The following is a 17,362-nucleotide window of genomic DNA, read 5'->3' as shown; positions in this document are numbered from 1 at the left end:
GGCTCCGGCCGCCGAAGGCGCCGCCCCCGCGGCTGCCGGCGCTGCTCCGGCGGCCCCGGCCGCCGCCGCCCCGGCCGCCCCGAAGGCCTAAGCGCTCTTCGACATCCGCTACAACGAGGCCGCGACGCGAAAGCGCCGCGGCCTTTTTGTTTTCCCGTGTCATCCCGGCCGCAGCGTAGCGGAGAGCCGGGACCCAGGGGCGGCGCGCAAAGCGTTCTGTCACCCCCTGGGTCCCGGATAGCGCTTCGCGCTTCCGGGATGACACAAAGGGATAGCTAACTAAACCCGCCGATACCCCAGCACCCCGCCCGTCGGCGTCGCCGCGATCCGCGCGATCGCCTTGGCCAGCGGCTCGATGGCGGTGGCCATGTGGTGGGCGTTGGCGTGCAGGATGGTGTCGGGATCCAAGAGGATCGCCACGTGCCCCTTCCAGAACACGAGGTCGCCCCGCCGACGCTCGGCCTCGGCGATCTCAGGAAAGAAGTCCCGCTGCAGATCCGTGTCACGCGGACAGGCCCGGCCGCAGGCATAGAGCGCCTGCTGCACCAGGGCCGAGCAGTCCAGGCCCAGGCTTTCCCGGCCGCCCCACTGGTAGGGCGCATGCAGGAACCGCTCGGCGACGGCGACATGGTCGGTCTCGAAACGGCCGATCGGCGCCAGGTGGTGATCGACGAACCAGCCCGCCCGCGCGCCCTTCACGAACCGGCCCTCCCGCGCCTCGACGGTCACCAGGGCGTTGAGACTGTAGAGGCCCACAATGGCCGACTTGATGTCCGGCTCGGCGAAGGCGTAGGTGCGCGGCGCGGCGATGCGGCAGTCCGGCGGCAGCACCGGCGCTGACAGGGCCTCCAGCAGCACATAGCCGACATAGCGGTCGCGGCGGGCCTGGCCGAAGGCGAAGTCGCCGGCCTCGAACAGCACGTCGAACAGTTCGCCGAAAACGAGCTGGTCCTCCTGCTCGGCGTCCGGCTCGGGGGCCTTGCGCAGGCTGGCGATCGGCGCGCTGACTTGCATCGGCGTGACGTCGGCGAAGCGCTCGGCGGGAACCAGCCCTTCCAGGCGGCGATCCGCGATCCCGTCTCGGACCAGGGTGAGGCGGCGGTCGGACGCGCTCATCGGGCGAACCTGGCTTGCAGCAGGGCGAAGGCCGCGCGGATGGCCTGGACCTCGGCGCCGACCGGATAGCCGGGACGTCCCTTGGGGTTCCAGGCGAAGACGTCGAAGTGCGCCCAGCCGCCCTCGACCGGGGCGAAGCGTTGCAGGAACAGCGCCGCCGTCGTGGCGCCCGCCTGGGCCCAGCCGTCGGGATCGTTCTTCAGGTCGGCGATGTCGCTGTCCAGCGCGTCGCGATAGGCCTCGGTCAGGGGCAGGCGCCACAGCGGGTCGGAGACCTTGCGCGAGGCGGTCTCGATCTGGCCGGCCAGGGTGTCGTCGGCGGTCCAGAACGGGATCACGAACGGCCCCATGGCCACCCGCGCCGCGCCGGTCAGGGTGGCGAAGTCCAGGGTCAGGGCGGGCTTGAGCTCAGCGGCGCGGGTCAGGGCGTCGGCCAGGATCAGGCGGCCCTCAGCGTCGGTATTGCCGACCTCGACGGTCAGGCCAGCCCGGGTCTGCAGCACGTCGCCCGGCCGCATGGCGTCGCCGGCGATGGCGTTCTCGACCACCGGGGTCAGGATCACCAGGCGCACCGGGAGCCTCGCCTCCATCACCATCCGCCCCAGCGCCAGGGCGTGGGCGGCGCCGCCCATGTCCTTCTTCATCAGGCGCATGCCCGACGAAGGCTTGATGTCGAGACCGCCGGTGTCGAACACCACGCCCTTGCCCACCAGGGCCAGCACGGGATGGGCGGGATCACCCCAGGCGATCTCGATCATGCGAGGCGCCCGCGCATCGACCGCCGCGCGGCCCACGGCGTGGACGGCCGGGTAGTTCTCTTTCAAGAGGTCATCGCCGCGCACCACCGACAGGGTCGCGCCGTACTTTTCGGCGATCTCGCCGGCGATGGTCTCGATCTGCAGCGGACCCATGTCGTTGGCCGGGGTGTTGACCATGTCGCGGCACAGGGCGCAGGCGTGGGCCAGGGCGGTGACGAAGGCCACATCGACGCCCTTGGGGGCCACCAGACGCGGGATCGCCTCCCCGCGCTTCTTGTAGCGGTCATAGCGATAGGTCCCCAGCGCGAAGGCCAGGGCCGCCTGCTCGCCGTCCAGACCCTTGGGCAGGCGCGAGAGGGCGTAGTCGCCGGCCGGCAGCTTGCCCGCCAGACCCCGCAACAGCGACAGATCGGCGCGGCCCGCGCCCACGCCCATCAGCACCTGCTCGACCGCCCCGCTGGCGCCCGGAACGGCCAGCACCTGCCCGGCCTTGCCCGTGAACTTGTTGGCGGCGGCGTAAGTCCTTACCGGCGCGCGCTTTCGCGCCAGGAACGCCTCGACCTCGGACTCCGCGACGGGATGCACCGGGATCGCCTGGCCGTCGGCCTTGGCCAGGATCGGATGCGCGGCGTCGGTCATCGGCGAAACCCTTAAAAACTATGCTTAACGATTCCTTGAGGCCCGCGCGGGATGATGCGCGCACCTTCTGGAGACTTGTCTTCATGTGTCGCAAGCGCGCGCTCATCGCAACCGTTCTCGCCCCCATCGCCCTGGCCCTGGCGAGCCCGGTCTTCGCCGCCGATCCGCCCAAGGCTGACGCCGGCAAGACCGCCAAGGCCGCGCCGGCGCCGGTGAAGGCCTCAGCCCAGCAGCGGACCGAGGCGCGCCGCCTGGACCCGCTGGCCCAGGCCGCCTTCTGGGGCGCCGAGTTCGAGGTTGATCCGGCCGACGCCGAGGCCGGCGCGGGTCTGGCCAAAGCGCTGCGCGCCCTGGGCCGCGCCGACGAGGCCGCCATCGCCGCGACCAAGGGGCTGATCGCCCATCCGGACGACACCGGCCTCTTGCTGGAACTGGCCCGCGCCCATATCGCCCGGGGCCAGGGCTTTTATGCGATCGAGCCGGCCCGCAAGGTCGCCGCGCTCTCGCCCAAGGACTGGCGTCCGCTGACCCTGCTGGGCGTGGCCTATGAACAGGCCGAGCGGGACGAGGAAGCCGAGGCCGCCCACCGCCAGGCGATCGCGCTGGCGCCCAACGAGGCGACCCCGATGGCCAACCATGCGATGCATCTGGCCGCCAGGGGCGACCTGGCCGGCGCCGAAGCTGAGCTTCGCCGCGCCGTGACCCTGCCGTCGGCGGGGATCCAGGTGCGTCAGAACCTGGCCCTGGTGGTCGGCCTGCAGGGCCGCTTGCCGGAAGCCGAAAAGCTGGTCCGCGCCGACCTGCCGCCGGAGCAGGTGGCCAATAACCTGGCCTATCTGCGCGCCGCCGTGGGCCAGGCGGGTCAGTCCCGCAGCTGGGACGCCATGAGGGCCGGCGGAGGGCGCTAGCAGCGCGCCCCCTACCCCGCCAGGGCTTGGCTCACCACCTGGGTCGCCTTGGTGAAGGTGGTCAGCAGCGGCGTCGTCAGCACTTCCTTCAGGGTGAAGGCGAAGAACGCCGCCAGTCCCAGCATCAGCGCCATCTCAAGCGCCGCGCCGCCCTTTTCCTCCTCCACGAACACGCGAACCGGAGGTCCCTTGCCATGATAGTCCATCGCACCTGTCCCAAACCGACACTGAACGGTTGAGACAGCGCAAGACCTACGCCAGGACGAGGCCGGCGCGGACGTCTACTTGAAGGCGTCCTGCACCTTCATGATCGCCGGGCCCAGGATCATGATGAACAGCACCGGCAGGAAGAACAGGATCATCGGCACGGTCAGCTGGGCCGGCAGGGCTGCGGCTTTCTTTTCAGCGGCTGACAGCCGCAGCTCGCGGTTTTCCTTGGCCATGACCCGCAGCGCCGTGCCCAGCGGCGTGCCATAGCGCTCGGCCTGGATCATCGCCGTGGCCACCGACTTGATGCCGGGATGGTTGGTGCGGCGGGCAAGGTTCTCATAGGCCAGGCGCCGGTCGGGCAGGTACGACAACTCGGCGGTCAGTAGGGAAAGCTCCTCGGCCAGCTCCATCGACGAGGAGCCGACTTCCGCGCCGACCTTCTGGATGGCCGCCTCGATCGACATGCCGCTCTCGACGCAGATCAGCAAGAGGTCCAGCGCGTCCGGGAAGGCCGCCACGATCGACTCGCGGCGCTTCTGGGCGACGTTGGAGATGTAGACGTTCGGCGCGTAGTAGCCCAAGGCCAGGAACGCCACGCAGGCGCACAGCTTCTGCATCGGCAGCAGGCCAAAGTCGTTGACCACGTACAGATAGAAGGCCGCGCCCGCCGCGAAGGCGAAGGGCATGGCGAACCGGAAGAAGTAGAAGGTCGAGACCGGCTTTGGGCCGCGGAAACCGGCCTGGGCCAGCTTTTCCACGACCTTGGGATCCTCCAGCAGGCGCGACAGCTGCAGGCGCTCGACGACGTTCTTGTAGAGGCCCTCGTCCTGGTGCCGCAGGGTGCCGCCGGCCGTGCCGGGGGCGCGCGTGGAGATGGACTGGCGCGAGCGGCGGCGCAACTCCTCGCGGCGGTTGGCCACCGACTTGAGCCGGCCCTCCAGATTGTTGTCGCGCATCACCGGCGAGGCCAGGGTGATGATGGTGGCGAACACGACCACGGCGATGAAAGCGGTCAGGACGTTCGAGGGGCTGGTCAGGGTCTCGACAAGCGACATGCGGCCCTCCCCTCAGAACTTGAAGTTGATCATGTTGCGCATCACGAAGATGCCGATGCTCATCCAGATGGCGCTGGCCAGCAGCATCAGGTGACCGCGCGGGTCGGTGAACATAGGGGCCATATAGGCCGGCGAGGTGACGCTGATCAGGGTGACGACGCCGGGCGGCAGACAGCCGATGATGAAGGCCGAGGCGACGGCTTCGGCCGACAGCGCCTTGATCTTCTCCTTCATCAGCTTGCGCGAGCGCAGCACGGCCGAGAGATTGCCCAGGGCCTCGGCCAAGTTGCCGCCGGTCTTCTGCTGGATCGCCAGCACGATCGCAAAGAAGCGCAGCTCGTTGGTGGGCATGCGCTCGTACATCTTCTCCAGAGCCGCATCCATCGGCACGCCCATGGCGACGTTCTCGGTCAGGATGCGGAACTCCCCGGCCAGGGGCTCGGGGCATTCCTTGCCGATGATCTTCAGACAGTCGTGCACCGGCAGGCCCGACTTGATGCCGCGTACGATGATGTCGACGGCGTCGGCGAAGGCCTCGGTGAACTTCTGGGTGCGGCCCTTGGCCAGGAAGCCCAGCACCCAGCGCGGCAGACCCGCACCGGCGGCGAAGCCCGCGCCCAGCGCCACCAGCGGCGACTGGCCCAGCAGCAGGATGATCATCGCGATGAACAGGCCAAGCGTCCCGCTGACGATCCAGAACATCTTGACGTTGTCGCCCAGGCCGGCGGCCTGCAGGCGCGCGGCGATGCTCAGCGAGGCCTTCTTCTGCTTGCGGTCCTGGTCCTTCAGCGCCTTCAGGATGGCCTGACGGCGCGCGTCGGGCGTGTTGGCGGCGGCCTTGGCGCGGACATTGGCCTGGCGCTCGCCGCCCTTGGCGATGAGCTGGGCGCGCTTAGCGGCCTTGCTCGACGCGCTGTCGCCGCCGGCGAAGGCGAAGCCGAGGCCGGCGATGGTGATGAAGCCCAGGATCCCGGCCAGGACGAACAGCATGGCCTACTCCGCCGCGTCGAGGGCTTCGGCCAGCTCGCGCTCCAGCCCGTAGTAGCGGGCGCGATCCCAGAAGCGCGGACGGGCGATGCCGGTCGAGCGGTGCTTGCCCACGACCTTGCCGTGCTCGTCCTCGCCGGTGATCTCGTAGACGAACAGGTCCTGGGTGACGATCACGTCGCCTTCCAGGCCCACGACCTCGGTGATGTGGGTGATGCGGCGCGAACCGTCGCGCAGGCGAGCGGCCTGGATGATCACGTCGACCGAGCCGACGATCATCTCCTTGATGGTCTTGGAGGGCAGGCCATAGCCGCCCATGGTGATCATGCTCTCGATCCGGCTGATCGCCTCACGCGGGCTGTTGGCGTGCAGCGTGCCCATCGAGCCGTCGTGGCCGGTGTTCATGGCCTGCAGGAGGTCGAACGCCTCGGGGCCACGGACTTCGCCGACGATGATCCGCTCGGGACGCATCCGCAGACAGTTCTTGACCAGATCCCGCATGGTCACCGCGCCCGAGCCTTCCAGGTTCGGCGGACGGGTTTCCAGGCGCACCACGTGCGGCTGCTGCAGCTGCAGTTCGGCGGCGTCTTCGCAGGTCACGACCCGCTCGGTGGGGTCGATGAACGCGGTCATGGTGTTGAGCAGCGTCGTCTTGCCCGAACCCGTACCGCCCGAGATGACGAGGTTACAGCGGCAGGCGCCGATGACCCCCAGAACCCGCGCCCCTTCGGGACTGATGGAGGCGAACTCCACCAGGTTCTTCATGGTCAGCTTGTCCTTCTTGAACTTCCGGATGGTCAGGGTCGGACCATCCAGCGCCAAGGGGGGCGCGATCACGTTGACGCGGCTGCCGTCGGGCAAGCGGGCGTCGCAGATCGGCGAGCTTTCATCGACCCGGCGGCCGACCTGGCTGACGATCCGCTGGCAGATGTTCATCAGCTGGAGATTGTCGCGGAAGCGGACGTTCGTCAGCTGGACCTTGCCGCCCACTTCGATGAACACTCGGTGCGCGCCGTTGACCATGATGTCGGCGATGTCGTCGCGCGCCAGCAGCGGCTCCAGCGGGCCATAGCCGAGGACGTCGTTGATGATGTCCTGGACCAGGTGCTCCTGCTCGGCCACCGACATCGAGACGTTCTTGATCGCCACCAGCTCGGCGACGATGTCGCGGATCTCCTCACCGGCCTGCTTCAGGTCCAGCTGAGCCAGCTGGGAGAGGTCGATGGTGTTCAGCAGGGCGTTGAAGATCGTGGTCTTGGTGGCGTGGTAGTAGTCGCTCTGCTCACGGACGATGTTGGCCGTCTGCGGCTGGCCCTGGGCGGCGCGCAGCTGTTCCAGGCCCACGGTCGGCTTGGGCGCAGGTCCGCTGACCTTGGGCGCGGGGGCCTTGGGTTCCGGCGCGGCGACGGGCTCGACGCGCTGCGGCCGCGTGGCGATGGCCGCACCGCCCGCCGGGGCGGGGGGCGGCGCCTTGGGATCGCCGGGAGCTGACGAGTCGCGCTTTCCGAACATCTACTTCTTCTTGAACAGGCCCGAGAACATCGAGGTCTTCTGCACCGGCGGCGGCTCGCGCCGGCTGATCAGCCGCGCCAGATGCTCCAGCCCCTCGGCGGCCTTAGACTTGGGCGCCACCTCGGCCAGCATCTGACCGTTGTTGGCCGCCTGGCCGTAGGGCTTGGGATCGAAGGGCAGCACCAGTGAGGGCTGCACGCCCAGCGCCTCGCCGAAGTCCTTGACCGGGATCTCCGGACGGCCGGGCACGCCCACCTGGTTCAGGACGAGGCGCGGGGGCGCGTCGTTGGGGCGCGAGCCCTTGACCAGGTCGATGATGTTCTTGGCGTTGCGCAAGCTGGCGAGGTCAGGCGTGGCCACCACCACCAGATCGTCGGAGCCGATCAGCACCCGACGGCTCCAGGCGTTCCAGACGTGCGGCAGGTCCAGCACCACGAACGGGGCGGCGCCGCGGATCTTCTGGGTCACTTCCTCGAAGGCGTCGGCGCCGAACTCGTAGTCGTCGTCCAGCGAGGCCGGCGCGGCGAACAGCGACAGGCGATCGGCGCAGCGCACCATCATCCGGTCCATCAGCACCGGATCCAGGCGGTCAGGCTGGCTGAGCGCGTCCAGCACGCCTTGCAGCGGATCCTGGTTGAAGTCGAGGCCGGCGGTGCCGAAGGCCAGATCCAGGTCGACCAGCACGGTGGCCGACTGCATCTTCTCGGCCATGGACCAGGCGAAGTTGTGGGCCAGGGTGGAGGCCCCCACCCCGCCCTTGGCGCCGACGAAGGCGATCTGGCGGCCGGTGAACGGCGCGGCCGGATCGGCGTACAGCGCCCCGACGGCGCGGATCACCTGCAACGGGCCCAGCGGCTGGGTCAGATACTCGCTGACGCCCCGGCGCATCAGCTCGCGATAGAGGGCGATGTCGTTGGTCTGGCCCACGACGACCACCTTGGTGCCCGGGTCGCAGACCTGGGCCAGGCTGTCGAGCAGGTGCAGCAGGCGCTGGGCGCCGTCCAGCGTCTCGACCATGACCAGCGAGGGCGTCGGCTGGTTCTGGTAGTAGTCGACGGCCGCTTCCAGCCCGCCGTCGCGCACGATGGTGGCGGCGCGCGACATGCGACGGTCGGCGGCGGCCTTTTCGATCAGGGCGGCGGTCTCGGGCCGGGCGCAGAAGGCGTGGATGGTGATGCGCGGGATCACCGCATCGCCCATCCCGCTGTCGGCGATCGGCTCGTCATAGGCCGGGGCTGACGCGACGGGCGCGCTGGCGGGGGTGTCGCGTTCGCCCTCGTGATAGTCGGGCGCGGCCGCCGCCGGCGCGGCGGGCTGGACCGGGCGCGCCTGGGGCGTGGGCCGGGTGGTCGGCGGCGCGACCTGCGACGAGCGGGCCGGCGGGGCTCCGTCCTCGCGGGGCCGGGCCGGCGGGAAGTCGGCGAACGGGTCCTCGAACCCGCCCGCCGGCGTCAGCGACGGGGCGGACGAGCGCCAGGGGTCGCCCGCGCCGGTCGTGAACTCGTCGGCGGCGTCGAAGCCCAGGTCGAAGGGATCGTTGTCGGTCGGCCGCATTACTGGATCGCCTTCGAGACGGCGCCGCTGGCCTGTTCGTCCTTGGCTGAACTGGTGACCTCGCCCCTGCGGTACTTGCCCAGCACGGTGTCGCGACGCCCGGTATCCGCCGGCGTCATGTCGCGCGGCCGCACCAGGTCCTCGGGGTTGGCGACCTGAGCGGCGATATTGGCCGCCATGGCGCAACCGAAGTTGTCGTACACGGTATTGTCGCGGGTCGCCGCCAGGTTCTCCCAGCGTTGGCCGCACTTGATCGGCCGGGCCTCGTAGCGGACGAAGCCGACGCGGATCGCGCCTTCCTCGGCGCTGGCCGGATCAACGCCGACGACGCGCACGCGCGCACCGGCGCCCAGGCCGGCCAGACGGTCGCGAATCTGGATGGCCATGGCCCCGGCGGTGTTGGGCGCAGTCACGACCAGTTCGCGGGCCTCGGCCGCCAGCCAGCGCGAGACCAGGGCTTCCAGGGCCGCCGACTGGTTGGCCGAAAGGCCCGAGGCGTGCGGCTTCAGCAGGATCTCGTCGGGCGCGGCGTCGACCTTGATGCGGTCCATCCACTGCTGGGTTTCGGTGGCGGCCAGCTTGTTGGGGCCTTGGTCAGGCGGCGTCGAAGCGCAGGCCGCAAGACCCAGCAGGGCGGCGCCGAGGAGGACGGACTTGACGGGAGTGAGAAGCGTCATGGCGGCGTCCTACTCGATCACATAGCCGACGGGGCCTTGATAGGCGCGCCCCGCGTTCGCGCCGGCCGGCGCCTTGACCACCTTGTTCAACCGACCCAGCAGGACCGTGCCCATGTCGCTGGCGAACTGCAGACCGTCGGCCGGCGTCTGCAGGTTCTGCGGACGGGTCGGGTCGATGATGTACGGGGTGATGATGACGACCAGTTCGGTCTGGTTGTTCAGGAAGTCGCGCGAGCGGAACAGCGAGCCCAGGATCGGCATGCTGGTCATGCCCGGCAGCGAGTCGATGGTTTCCTTGGTGGTCTGCTGCAGAAGACCCGCCAGCATCAGCGAGCCGCCCGAGGGCAGTTCAACCGTGCTCTCGACGCGGCGCACCGACAGGCCCGGGACGGTCAGGTTCGTAGAACCCGAGCTTGTTCCCGTGCTCATGCTGAAGGCCCCCAGGCTGCTGAGCTCGGAAACCTCCGTCGAGAGCTTCAGCGAGATGCGCCCGCCCGACAGAACCACCGGCGTATAGCCCAGGCCCACGCCATAGGGTTTGAACTCGATCGTCACCTTGCCGGAGGTGTCACTCCCGGTCGGGACCGGAAACTCGCCGCCCACGAGGAACTTGCCCGACTCGCCCGAGACTGCGGCGAGGTTCGGCTCGGCCAGGGTTCGGACCAGGCCCACGCGCTCGAACGCCTGGATCATGCCCTTGGCCGAGTTCAGACCGGCGCTGCCTGCGGTGTTCTGGATCGTGGCGATGTCGCTCTGGCGATCCACCGCCGGCAGGTCATAGGCCCCGGTAACGGGGTTATAGCGCATCACCTGCGGCTGCTTGGTGGTGTCCATCTTGTAGCCGCCGGTCACCCCGCCCAGCAGGCTGCCGTTAACGCCGTAACCCGGCGCCATGCCGAAGGTGTACTGGGTCTCGCCCAGCTGACCGATCACCGCGTTCAGGTCGACGCCCAGCTGCTTGATGACATTGCGCTGCACCTCGACGATGCGGACCTGCAGCATCACCTGGTCCTTGCCGGCGACGCTGATCATGTTCAGCACCTTCTCCGGCGAGCCGACGAACTGGGCGGCGATCCGGGCGGCGCTCTCGGCCTCCGAGGCGGTGCGGACCATGCCGCTCAGCACCACGCTGTCGCGGATGGGCGAGACGGTGATCTTGGCGTCGGGCAGGATCTTGCCCAGCATCGCGGCCAGTTGGTCCACCGGCTGGCTGACCCGGATGCTCAGCGACAGGATGCGGCGGCCGGCGGTGTCGAAGAAGGCTGCGTCGGTCGTGCCCTCGGCCAGACCCACGATGTAGATCCGGCGCTTGTCGCGCAGCACCGCGTCGGCGATCTGCGGGTTGGTCACCAGAAGGTCGCGGACCTCGCTGGGCAGCTCGACGATCGCCGACTTGCCCTTGGCCAGCTCCAGGGTCGCGGCGGTCTGGTCGGCGGTCATCACGATGCGGGCGACCTGATCCTCGGCGCGCATCATCACCGGCGCGGGCGCCGCCGCAGGCGCGCGGGTGACGCGGGCGGGCGGTCGATAGGTGTGGGACCCGCCGACGGGACCATCGGCAAACACCGGCGCGGTCGACGTCAGCGCCAGCAGGGCGGCGACGGAAGCCGTCAAGAGACGACGCGAAGCGGACATGGAGGCTTTCACGGAAGGAAGGTTCACCGGACGGCTCATGGACGCACCGCCACGCTGGTGGTCTGGCCGCCGCGGTTGATGCGGACGGTGGAGTCGTCGCCGGCCACCGCGTGGGTCACGCCCGACGGACCGCCCATGTCGGTATAGGCGCGCAAGGCCAGGGTGATGGGGCCGCCGGCCTTGGCGCGGGCCAGGGCCTCGGCCTCGACGGGGCCGACCTCGAGGGTGGCGGTGGCCGCCACGATCGACTTGGCGTCCTTCTCGGCGGCGGTGGCCTGGTCGAGGGCCAGCACCCGGATGTTCTGCAGCACGGTCTCGGCGATCATCACCTTGCCGCCCTGGTCGCCGGCGGCCGGGGCGTCGCGGGTCGACAGCACATCGACGCGGTCGCCCGGCAGGATGAAGCCGCCGACGGCGGTGTCGGAGGTCACGGGCACCGACATGGCGCGCTTGCCGGGGGTCAGCACGACCGAGAGGTAACCGCCCTCCCCGCCGCGCACGATCTTGCGGGGCGTGATGGGCTCGCCGATCAGGATCGGGTCGCGGACGATCGCGCCCTCGACGATCTTGGCCGGATCGCCGCCGATCATCTGGTCGGCGGTGGCGGCGACGGCCGCCTTGGCCGCCTCGACCTTGCCGTCCGGCGTGACGGGCGCGGAACCGTTGGTGATGAAGGCCGCGTTGATCGAATCGCTGGGCCAGGCCTGCCAGCCCACATCGGTCGCCACCAGGCGCGTGCCTACGGGCAGGTCGCGCTTGGCGACCAGGACCTGGGTCATGGGCTTGCCCGGCGCGGCGGGGCCGCCCGGCGCCTCGACCAGGCCCGTCGGTTTGGCCGGCGCGCCGCCCAGGGCGCGCTGCAACACCACGGCCAGGCCGATGGCCGACACCGCGGCGATCAGGACGATCAATAGGCGAACGGGGCTCATGAGCAGGCTGGAACTCTAGGGTGAGCCGAACGGCCGCCGGTCCGGCGAGCGCGCACGATTCGTCAGTCAGCCTTTCTGGCCACGCCCCATGGTGGCCGCCGCATGGTTAACGCCTGCTAAAAGTTTTGCTCGGGACGTGGATCGATCACGCGACAGGCTGTCGCGCTAGGAGTCAGCTTTGAGCGCGGCTCAACCCAGGATTCCGAGGGCCAGAGCCCCTTGCGGAAAGGCCGCCAGGGCGCCGACGGCGATGGCGACGCCATAGGGCAGATCACCGCCGGTCGTCCCCAATTTGCGCAGCCAGGCCGGACCGCCCGCCACGGCCGGCGCCAACCAGCCCGAGCGCAGCCCCAGAATGGCGAAGGTCAGGACGCCGCCCGCCAGGCCGGTGTACAGCATGAACGTCAAGGCCGCCGGCCAGCCCAGCCAGAGGGCGCACACCGCGAACAGCTTGCCGTCGCCCCCGCCGATCCAGCCGGCGGCGAACATGCCCATGCCCAGCACCAGGGCGCCGAGGCCCACGGCCAGGCAAAGCCCGATCTGCGACAGCGGCGCGCCGCTGACCAGGGCGGCCGGAACAAAGGCCGCGATCAGGGCCAGCGAGATCCAGTTGGGGATCGTGTAGCTGGTCAGGTCCTTCAGCGCCCCGACAATGGCCAGGGCCGGAAAGATCAGCAGCAGCGGGATCTGAAGAGCCTGCATGGAGCGAAGAGACCTTGGTTGCTTACCGCTTCATTCTGGGGCGCACCCGTGAAGCAATGGTTTCTTCGCGCGACGTCTGGCAGGCGGAGCAGCAAGTAAAGACGGGCCGAAAATAAAGAAAAGGGCCGAGGCGGAAGCCTCGACCCTCTTCTTTTCGAGCGTGACGCGAGTGGCTTAGGTGCCAGCCGCCGTCGAAACCGCGGCGCCGGCCTTCGTGAAGGCGGTGCGCAGGTTGGTGCCGAGGGTCGTGACGGCGGTCACGATGACAACGGCGATCAGGGCGACGATCAGGCCATATTCGATGGCCGTGGCGCCGGATTCATCCTTCAGGAAGCGCGTGACGAACTTGGTCATGACTTGGTCTCCTAAACCAGAGCTAGTTGATTTGAGGCTCTCAAGCCGTTCGACTTGCTCACCCCCGAAAACACGATCAATTTCGCCGACTGCACTTAATGGCCAGTAAACAGCGAATAGTTTTCAGAGATTTTCTTTTGGTTTATTTGTATTTACCGTTATTTGTTCTTAACCATGCAATCCGCGATCGCTGCCAAGCCCTTTTGATTCAAGGACTTTCTCAAGCGACGCTTGGCCGCAAGCCTGTGGATTTTAGTCTTTTGTTGACCAAAGAAAGTGATGCTGGCGCTCGCCCGGATCCAGAATCGGAAACCTCATGCGTCGCCTTTCACTCGCCATCGCCGCCGTCGCGACCCTTTGCGGCGCCGCTGCGGGGGCTCAGACCCTGCCGATCGAGCCGGTTTCCGCGAAGACGTCGGGCGCCGCCGTGTCGGTCGACCTGCCGGTCTCGGCCGGTCAGGCCTCGTATGTCAGCCTCGCCGGTTCGGTTCGGGACATCGTGGTCGGCGACCCCAGCATCGCCGACGTCAGCGTCGTCAACGACCGCACCCTCGTCGTTCTGGGCAAGCGGCCCGGCGTGACCAGCCTGCTGGCCTTCGGCGCCAATGGCCGCCCGCTCGCCGACCGCCAGGTGGTGGTCTCCGAGAACGGCGGCGGCGGCGTCATCGTCTATCGCGGCGCCACGGCCAGCAACTACGCCTGCGCCGCCCAGTGCACGCGCCTGGGTCAAGGCCAGGGCGTCCCGTAGCCCCCCGCCCGCACGCCTCACGTACGCGCGCGTACTAACCTGTGGTTAGGAACGTTCGGCTAGCGTGCCGGTGAAAGCAGGATTGCTCGCTGCATGGCTTCACGCTCCCTCATCGCCCGCGCACGTCTCCGGCTGGCGCGTTCGGCCGGCCGCTTCGCGCGCGCCGACGAGGGCGCGACGGCCGTCGAGTTCGCCCTGGTCGCCATCCCGTTCCTGATGCTGCTGTTCGCCATCATCGAGCTGGGCCTGGTGTTTCTGGTTTCGATTACGCTCGAGAACGCGGTCATCGACGCCGGCCGCACCATCCGCACCGGCGAGGTTCAGACCACCGGCGGGAACGCCAACTCGTTCAAGACCGCCGTCTGCAACCGCATGAGCTGGCTGGGGTCCAAGTGCTCGAGCGCGCTGCGCCTCGACGTGCGCACCTTCACCGACTACGCGACCGGCCAGACCTCGGCGACCAACACCACCGTGCCGACCACCATGAACTGGAACCCCGGCGCCTCCGGCTCGATCGTTGTGGTCCGCGCCTATTACACCTGGCCGCTGGTGACCCCGATGCTGAACACGGGCCTGCAAAGCTCCAACGGCAACCGCATCATCTACGCCGCCACCTCGTTCACCAACGAGCCGTACGAGCAATGAGCCGCCGCCGCCCCCTTTCCAGCTTCTGGCGCGACCGGCGCGGCGTGTCGGCCGTCGAGTTCGCGCTGATCGCGCCGGTGATGATCGTGATGTACTGCGGCCTCGCCGAGGTGACCCAGGCGATGATGGCCCAGCGCCGGCTGTCGAACATCGCCTCGCAGATCGGCGACCTGGTGGCCCAGAGCAACCAGACCGGGCCAACCAAGATGGCCGACGTCTTCACCATCGGCGGCATCATCATGGCGCCCTTCCCGACCGCCACGCTGAGGATGTGCGTCGCCAGCGTCACCTCGGACGCGACCGGCCGGGACACCGTGGCCTGGTCGCGGGCCTCGGGCACGATGACCAACTGCCCGGCCCAGGGCGCGGTGCTCACCAACGTGCCGGTGGGGGTGCTTCCGGCCAGCAGGAGCGTGATCCTGGCGCGGGCGAGCTATGTCTACACCTCGCCGATCAAGCTGGTGATGCCGGCCAGCATCACCTTCCAGCGCACCTTTTATCTGCGCCCCCGAAAGGCCGAGACGATCCTCTGGTCGACGAGCAGCTAGAGCATTTTCCGACGAAGTGGATCCGGTTCGTCGTCAGAAAATGCGTTAATACAAAGGCCTAGAGCATTTCTCCGATCCAAACAGATCGGAAAATGCTCTAGAGCCCTTTAGCTTTAGATGGAGTCATCTAAAGCGTTTGAAAGGGCTCTAAGTGTTTGATTTTAGAGCCTGTTTATCTGGTTTGGATGGTTCCATCTAAACCAGACAGGCTCTAGGCGTCCAGACGCGCGTTCAGCCGCGCCGCCAGGGGATGCTCGGGCAGCGCCCGCTCCCCCAGACGCGACACGGGCCGCACGCCGATCAGGCTGTTGGTCAGCACCACCGCCTCGGCGGCCTCCAGCGCTTCGACGCCCACGGCGACCTCTTCCACCGCTTCGCGGGCCAGCAGTCGCGCGCGGGTGGTCCCCGCCAGGACCCCGCAGTCCAGACGCGGCGTGAACAGGCGCCCGCCCGCCAGCCAGAAAAGGTTCGCCGCCGCCGCGCAGGCGATCTCGCCGCGATTGTTCAGCATCAGCGCGTCATCGGCCCCGGCGGCCCGCGCCTCGGCCCGGGCCAGGACATTGTCGAGATAGGCGAGCGTCTTGAGCCGTGAGGCCGGCGAGCCCTCATTGCGGCGCGTGGCCGCCACGATCAGCGTCGCCGGCGTCGTCACCGGCGTCGAGGGCGCGGCCGTGGCGAACAGCCGGACGGCCGGCGCCTCGGGCCGATCAAGCCCGCGACCGCCCGAGCCGGCGGTGAGGGTCAGGCGGATCGCAAAGCGTCCCTGCGCCGGCGCGGCGGCGAGGACCAGACGCTGGGCCGCCTCGCGATCGAACGGCAGGCCCAGGACGGCGCAGCCGGCGGCCATCCGGTCAAGATGGGCCGGCAGGTGCGCCACCGCCCCGTCCTGCGCCAGCATCGTCTCGAACAGGCCATCGCCCAGCAGCAAGCCGCGATCGTTCAGGGGAACAGCGTCAGGTCTCGTCATTGGGTCAGCGCCGTCTTCAGGGCCGCGATCTTGGCCTCGGTCTCCAGGCGCTCGCCACGCGGATCGCTGTCGGCGACGATCCCCGCCCCCGCCCGGGCCTCCAGTCGCCAGCCCTCGCCGTCCTGCACAAGGCCGACGGTGCGGATCAGCACGCTGGAGTCGAACGCCCCGTCGACCCCGGCCCAGAACAGGCTGCCGCAATAGGGCCCGCGCGGCGGCTCGAGCTCGGCGATCACCTTCATGGCCTGCACCTTGGGCGCGCCGGTGATCGAGCCCGGCGGGAAGCTGGCCCGCAGCAGGTCGGCGACGCCGCGCCCATCGGCCAGCCGCGCGGTGACGGTCGAGACCAGGTGATGCACATTGGCGAAGCTCTCGACCTTGAACAGCTCCGGCGCGCGGACGCTGCCGGCCGGCGACACCCGCGCCAGGTCGTTGCGCATCAGGTCGACGATCATCAGGTTCTCGGCCCGGTCCTTGTCGCTGGCCAGCAGCTCGGCGGCCAGGGCGCGGTCCTCGACAGGATCGCGGCCGCGGGGGCGCGTGCCCTTGATCGGCTGGGTCTGGATCGCGCCGCTGGGATCCAGTTTCAGGAACCGCTCGGGCGAGTTGGAGACCAGCGCCCGGCCGGGCAGCCGCCAATAGGCCGAGAACGGCGCGGGGCTCTGCGCGCGCAGGCGCACGAACAGGTCGAACGGGTCAACGCCCGCCGCCAGCCGCCCCGTCCAGGCGCGGGCGATATTGGCCTGGAAGATCTCGCCCCCGACGATCCGCGCGACCACCTGCGCCACGGCGGTCTCATAGGTGGCGGGGTCGCTGGCGGCGAGGTCGGCGCAGAGCGGGCCGGCGGGTTCGGCGCGCGCGGGCGCAGGAACGTCCAGCCAGGCCAGGGCGTCGGCGGCGCGCGCGTCCGCCTCGGCCTCAGACTCGCCGCGCCCCACGGCGATCACCTGACGCGCGTGATGGTCGAAGGCCAGCAAGGCGGCGTAGCGGGCGCAGGTCAGGTCCGGCCAGTCGGTGCGCGAAAGCCCCAGGTCCTCGACCCGGTCGCCCAGCTCATAGGCGCCCAGGCCCACGACGCCGCCCTGGAACGGCGGGCCTTCGGGATGGGTGGGCAGGCGCGGGCCGACCAGCCCGGCGAGGGCCGTGAAGGGATCGGCTGGGTCCTTGTCCGACAGGCTCAGCGTCGCGTCGGGCGCGCGCAACAGATACGACCACCGCCCCGCCCCGCCGGTGACCAGCGCACAGGCGTAAGGCTCGTCCCGGAAGGGCGCCAACGCCCAGACCGGCTCGCGCCATGGGGCGGTGAGGAGAGCGACGTGCCGCATGGCGTGGTGATAGCGGGGTCGACGAGCGGAGGCCAGTGCGAGGCCCCTCGGGCGATTTGGGGGTGGGTGGCGGTGACGAGGACCCAGATCCTC

The 17,362-nt window shown here is 69.3% G+C and carries 18 protein-coding genes and 1 pseudogene; 5 read left to right on the top strand and 14 right to left on the bottom strand.

Features of this window, described 5'->3' with window-relative positions:
* Positions 1-157 precede the first annotated feature (157 nt).
* A pseudogene (locus tag CVUC_RS20180) lies at positions 158-238 on the top strand (hypothetical protein); the annotation flags it as partial.
* Positions 239-279: 41 nt separating this feature from the next.
* Here CVUC_RS20180 and CVUC_RS01540 read toward each other — a convergent pair.
* Positions 280-1,116: an NlpC/P60 family protein gene (locus tag CVUC_RS01540; protein WP_096034101.1), complete on the bottom strand. Its 837-nt coding sequence runs from the start codon at positions 1,114-1,116 to the stop codon at positions 280-282.
* Complete coding sequence (locus tag CVUC_RS01535) at positions 1,113-2,513, bottom strand: leucyl aminopeptidase family protein (protein ID WP_096034102.1); 1,401 nt, start codon at positions 2,511-2,513, stop codon at positions 1,113-1,115. The genes CVUC_RS01540 and CVUC_RS01535 overlap by 4 nt, the downstream gene beginning before the upstream one ends.
* Before the next feature lie 83 nt (positions 2,514-2,596).
* Between CVUC_RS01535 and CVUC_RS01530 the strand changes: the two genes are divergently transcribed.
* A complete protein-coding gene (locus tag CVUC_RS01530; RefSeq protein WP_164468197.1) occupies positions 2,597-3,421 on the top strand; it encodes a tetratricopeptide repeat protein in 825 nt (274 codons plus the stop codon).
* Between the two features lie 11 nt (positions 3,422-3,432).
* On the opposite strand, the gene CVUC_RS01525 is transcribed toward CVUC_RS01530, so the two are convergent.
* From CVUC_RS01525 to CVUC_RS01480, 10 genes are all read right to left on the bottom strand, one after another.
* Complete coding sequence (locus tag CVUC_RS01525; RefSeq protein ID WP_010920776.1) at positions 3,433-3,627, bottom strand: hypothetical protein; 195 nt, start codon at positions 3,625-3,627, stop codon at positions 3,433-3,435.
* Positions 3,628-3,702: 75 nt separating this feature from the next.
* Positions 3,703-4,686: a type II secretion system F family protein gene (locus tag CVUC_RS01520; RefSeq protein ID WP_096034104.1), complete on the bottom strand. Its 984-nt coding sequence runs from the start codon at positions 4,684-4,686 to the stop codon at positions 3,703-3,705.
* A 12-nt stretch (positions 4,687-4,698) separates the two neighbouring features.
* Positions 4,699-5,676 carry a type II secretion system F family protein gene (locus CVUC_RS01515; protein ID WP_096034105.1) on the bottom strand — a complete coding sequence of 326 codons (978 nt, stop codon included), beginning with the start codon at positions 5,674-5,676 and terminating at the stop codon, positions 4,699-4,701.
* Positions 5,677-5,679: 3 nt separating this feature from the next.
* On the bottom strand, positions 5,680-7,185 hold the full coding sequence (locus CVUC_RS01510; RefSeq protein ID WP_096034106.1) for a CpaF family protein: 1,506 nt from the start codon (positions 7,183-7,185) through the stop codon (positions 5,680-5,682).
* Positions 7,186-8,739, bottom strand: coding sequence for a pilus assembly protein CpaE (cpaE, locus tag CVUC_RS01505; protein WP_096034107.1), 1,554 nt, complete (start codon positions 8,737-8,739; stop codon positions 7,186-7,188).
* Positions 8,739-9,416 (bottom strand): CpaD family pilus assembly protein, encoded by a 678-nt coding sequence (locus CVUC_RS01500; RefSeq protein ID WP_096034108.1) that lies wholly within the window; start codon positions 9,414-9,416, stop codon positions 8,739-8,741. Before CVUC_RS01500 ends, cpaE begins: the two co-directional genes overlap by 1 nt.
* 9 nt (positions 9,417-9,425) lie before the next feature.
* Positions 9,426-11,090, bottom strand: coding sequence for a type II and III secretion system protein family protein (locus CVUC_RS01495; protein WP_096034109.1), 1,665 nt, complete (start codon positions 11,088-11,090; stop codon positions 9,426-9,428).
* A complete protein-coding gene (gene cpaB, locus CVUC_RS01490) occupies positions 11,087-11,980 on the bottom strand; it encodes a Flp pilus assembly protein CpaB (RefSeq protein ID WP_096034110.1) in 894 nt (297 codons plus the stop codon). Before cpaB ends, CVUC_RS01495 begins: the two co-directional genes overlap by 4 nt.
* 189 nt (positions 11,981-12,169) lie before the next feature.
* Positions 12,170-12,682: an A24 family peptidase gene (locus CVUC_RS01485; protein WP_010920784.1), complete on the bottom strand. Its 513-nt coding sequence runs from the start codon at positions 12,680-12,682 to the stop codon at positions 12,170-12,172.
* A 174-nt stretch (positions 12,683-12,856) separates the two neighbouring features.
* Positions 12,857-13,036 carry a Flp family type IVb pilin gene (locus CVUC_RS01480; RefSeq protein ID WP_010920785.1) on the bottom strand — a complete coding sequence of 60 codons (180 nt, stop codon included), beginning with the start codon at positions 13,034-13,036 and terminating at the stop codon, positions 12,857-12,859.
* 316 nt (positions 13,037-13,352) lie between these two features.
* On the opposite strand from CVUC_RS01480, the gene CVUC_RS01475 reads away from it, so the two are divergent.
* The 3 genes from CVUC_RS01475 (at position 13,353) to CVUC_RS01465 (ending at position 14,977) form a co-directional block, all read left to right on the top strand.
* The gene (locus CVUC_RS01475; RefSeq protein ID WP_012640620.1) at positions 13,353-13,784 is read left to right on the top strand and encodes a pilus assembly protein N-terminal domain-containing protein; all 432 of its coding nucleotides are present in this window, start codon (positions 13,353-13,355) and stop codon (positions 13,782-13,784) included.
* Between the two features lie 93 nt (positions 13,785-13,877).
* The gene (locus tag CVUC_RS01470) at positions 13,878-14,429 is read left to right on the top strand and encodes a TadE/TadG family type IV pilus assembly protein (RefSeq protein ID WP_096034111.1); all 552 of its coding nucleotides are present in this window, start codon (positions 13,878-13,880) and stop codon (positions 14,427-14,429) included.
* Positions 14,426-14,977 carry a TadE/TadG family type IV pilus assembly protein gene (locus tag CVUC_RS01465; protein WP_096034112.1) on the top strand — a complete coding sequence of 184 codons (552 nt, stop codon included), beginning with the start codon at positions 14,426-14,428 and terminating at the stop codon, positions 14,975-14,977. Before CVUC_RS01470 ends, CVUC_RS01465 begins: the two co-directional genes overlap by 4 nt.
* Positions 14,978-15,188: 211 nt before the next feature.
* Here the strand turns inward: CVUC_RS01465 and CVUC_RS01460 are convergent, their stop codons facing one another.
* Positions 15,189-15,944, bottom strand: a complete 756-nt coding sequence (locus tag CVUC_RS01460) for an aminotransferase class IV (RefSeq protein ID WP_096034113.1) — start codon at positions 15,942-15,944, stop codon at positions 15,189-15,191.
* Positions 15,941-17,269 carry an aminodeoxychorismate synthase, component I gene (gene pabB, locus CVUC_RS01455; protein WP_096034114.1) on the bottom strand — a complete coding sequence of 443 codons (1,329 nt, stop codon included), beginning with the start codon at positions 17,267-17,269 and terminating at the stop codon, positions 15,941-15,943. The genes CVUC_RS01460 and pabB overlap by 4 nt, the downstream gene beginning before the upstream one ends.
* Positions 17,270-17,362: the final 93 nt, after the last annotated feature.

Origin of the sequence: Caulobacter vibrioides, assembly GCF_002858865.1 — a bacterium.
Lineage (GTDB): Bacteria > Pseudomonadota > Alphaproteobacteria > Caulobacterales > Caulobacteraceae > Caulobacter > Caulobacter vibrioides.
This window is presented reverse-complemented; position numbering and strand designations above follow the sequence as displayed.

Bases quoted from the DNA above. Each gene is read 5' to 3' on its own strand.
- CVUC_RS01460 (WP_096034113.1), bottom strand. From the start codon at position 15,944: ATGACGAGACCTGACGCTGTTCCCCTGAACGATCGCGGCTTGCTGCTG.
- CVUC_RS01500 (WP_096034108.1), bottom strand. From the start codon at position 9,416: ATGACGCTTCTCACTCCCGTCAAGTCCGTCCTCCTCGGCGCCGCCCTG.
- CVUC_RS01470 (WP_096034111.1), top strand. From the start codon at position 13,878: ATGGCTTCACGCTCCCTCATCGCCCGCGCACGTCTCCGGCTGGCGCGT.
- cpaE (WP_096034107.1), bottom strand. From the start codon at position 8,739: ATGCGGCCGACCGACAACGATCCCTTCGACCTGGGCTTCGACGCCGCC.
- CVUC_RS01525 (WP_010920776.1), bottom strand. From the start codon at position 3,627: ATGGACTATCATGGCAAGGGACCTCCGGTTCGCGTGTTCGTGGAGGAG.
- CVUC_RS01465 (WP_096034112.1), top strand. From the start codon at position 14,426: ATGAGCCGCCGCCGCCCCCTTTCCAGCTTCTGGCGCGACCGGCGCGGC.
- pabB (WP_096034114.1), bottom strand. From the start codon at position 17,269: ATGCGGCACGTCGCTCTCCTCACCGCCCCATGGCGCGAGCCGGTCTGG.
- CVUC_RS01515 (WP_096034105.1), bottom strand. From the start codon at position 5,676: ATGCTGTTCGTCCTGGCCGGGATCCTGGGCTTCATCACCATCGCCGGC.
- CVUC_RS01485 (WP_010920784.1), bottom strand. From the start codon at position 12,682: ATGCAGGCTCTTCAGATCCCGCTGCTGCTGATCTTTCCGGCCCTGGCC.
- CVUC_RS01530 (WP_164468197.1), top strand. From the start codon at position 2,597: ATGTGTCGCAAGCGCGCGCTCATCGCAACCGTTCTCGCCCCCATCGCC.
- CVUC_RS01495 (WP_096034109.1), bottom strand. From the start codon at position 11,090: ATGAGCCGTCCGGTGAACCTTCCTTCCGTGAAAGCCTCCATGTCCGCT.
- CVUC_RS01540 (WP_096034101.1), bottom strand. From the start codon at position 1,116: ATGAGCGCGTCCGACCGCCGCCTCACCCTGGTCCGAGACGGGATCGCG.
- cpaB (WP_096034110.1), bottom strand. From the start codon at position 11,980: ATGAGCCCCGTTCGCCTATTGATCGTCCTGATCGCCGCGGTGTCGGCC.
- CVUC_RS01510 (WP_096034106.1), bottom strand. From the start codon at position 7,185: ATGTTCGGAAAGCGCGACTCGTCAGCTCCCGGCGATCCCAAGGCGCCG.
- CVUC_RS01475 (WP_012640620.1), top strand. From the start codon at position 13,353: ATGCGTCGCCTTTCACTCGCCATCGCCGCCGTCGCGACCCTTTGCGGC.
- CVUC_RS01535 (WP_096034102.1), bottom strand. From the start codon at position 2,513: ATGACCGACGCCGCGCATCCGATCCTGGCCAAGGCCGACGGCCAGGCG.
- CVUC_RS01480 (WP_010920785.1), bottom strand. From the start codon at position 13,036: ATGACCAAGTTCGTCACGCGCTTCCTGAAGGATGAATCCGGCGCCACG.
- CVUC_RS01520 (WP_096034104.1), bottom strand. From the start codon at position 4,686: ATGTCGCTTGTCGAGACCCTGACCAGCCCCTCGAACGTCCTGACCGCT.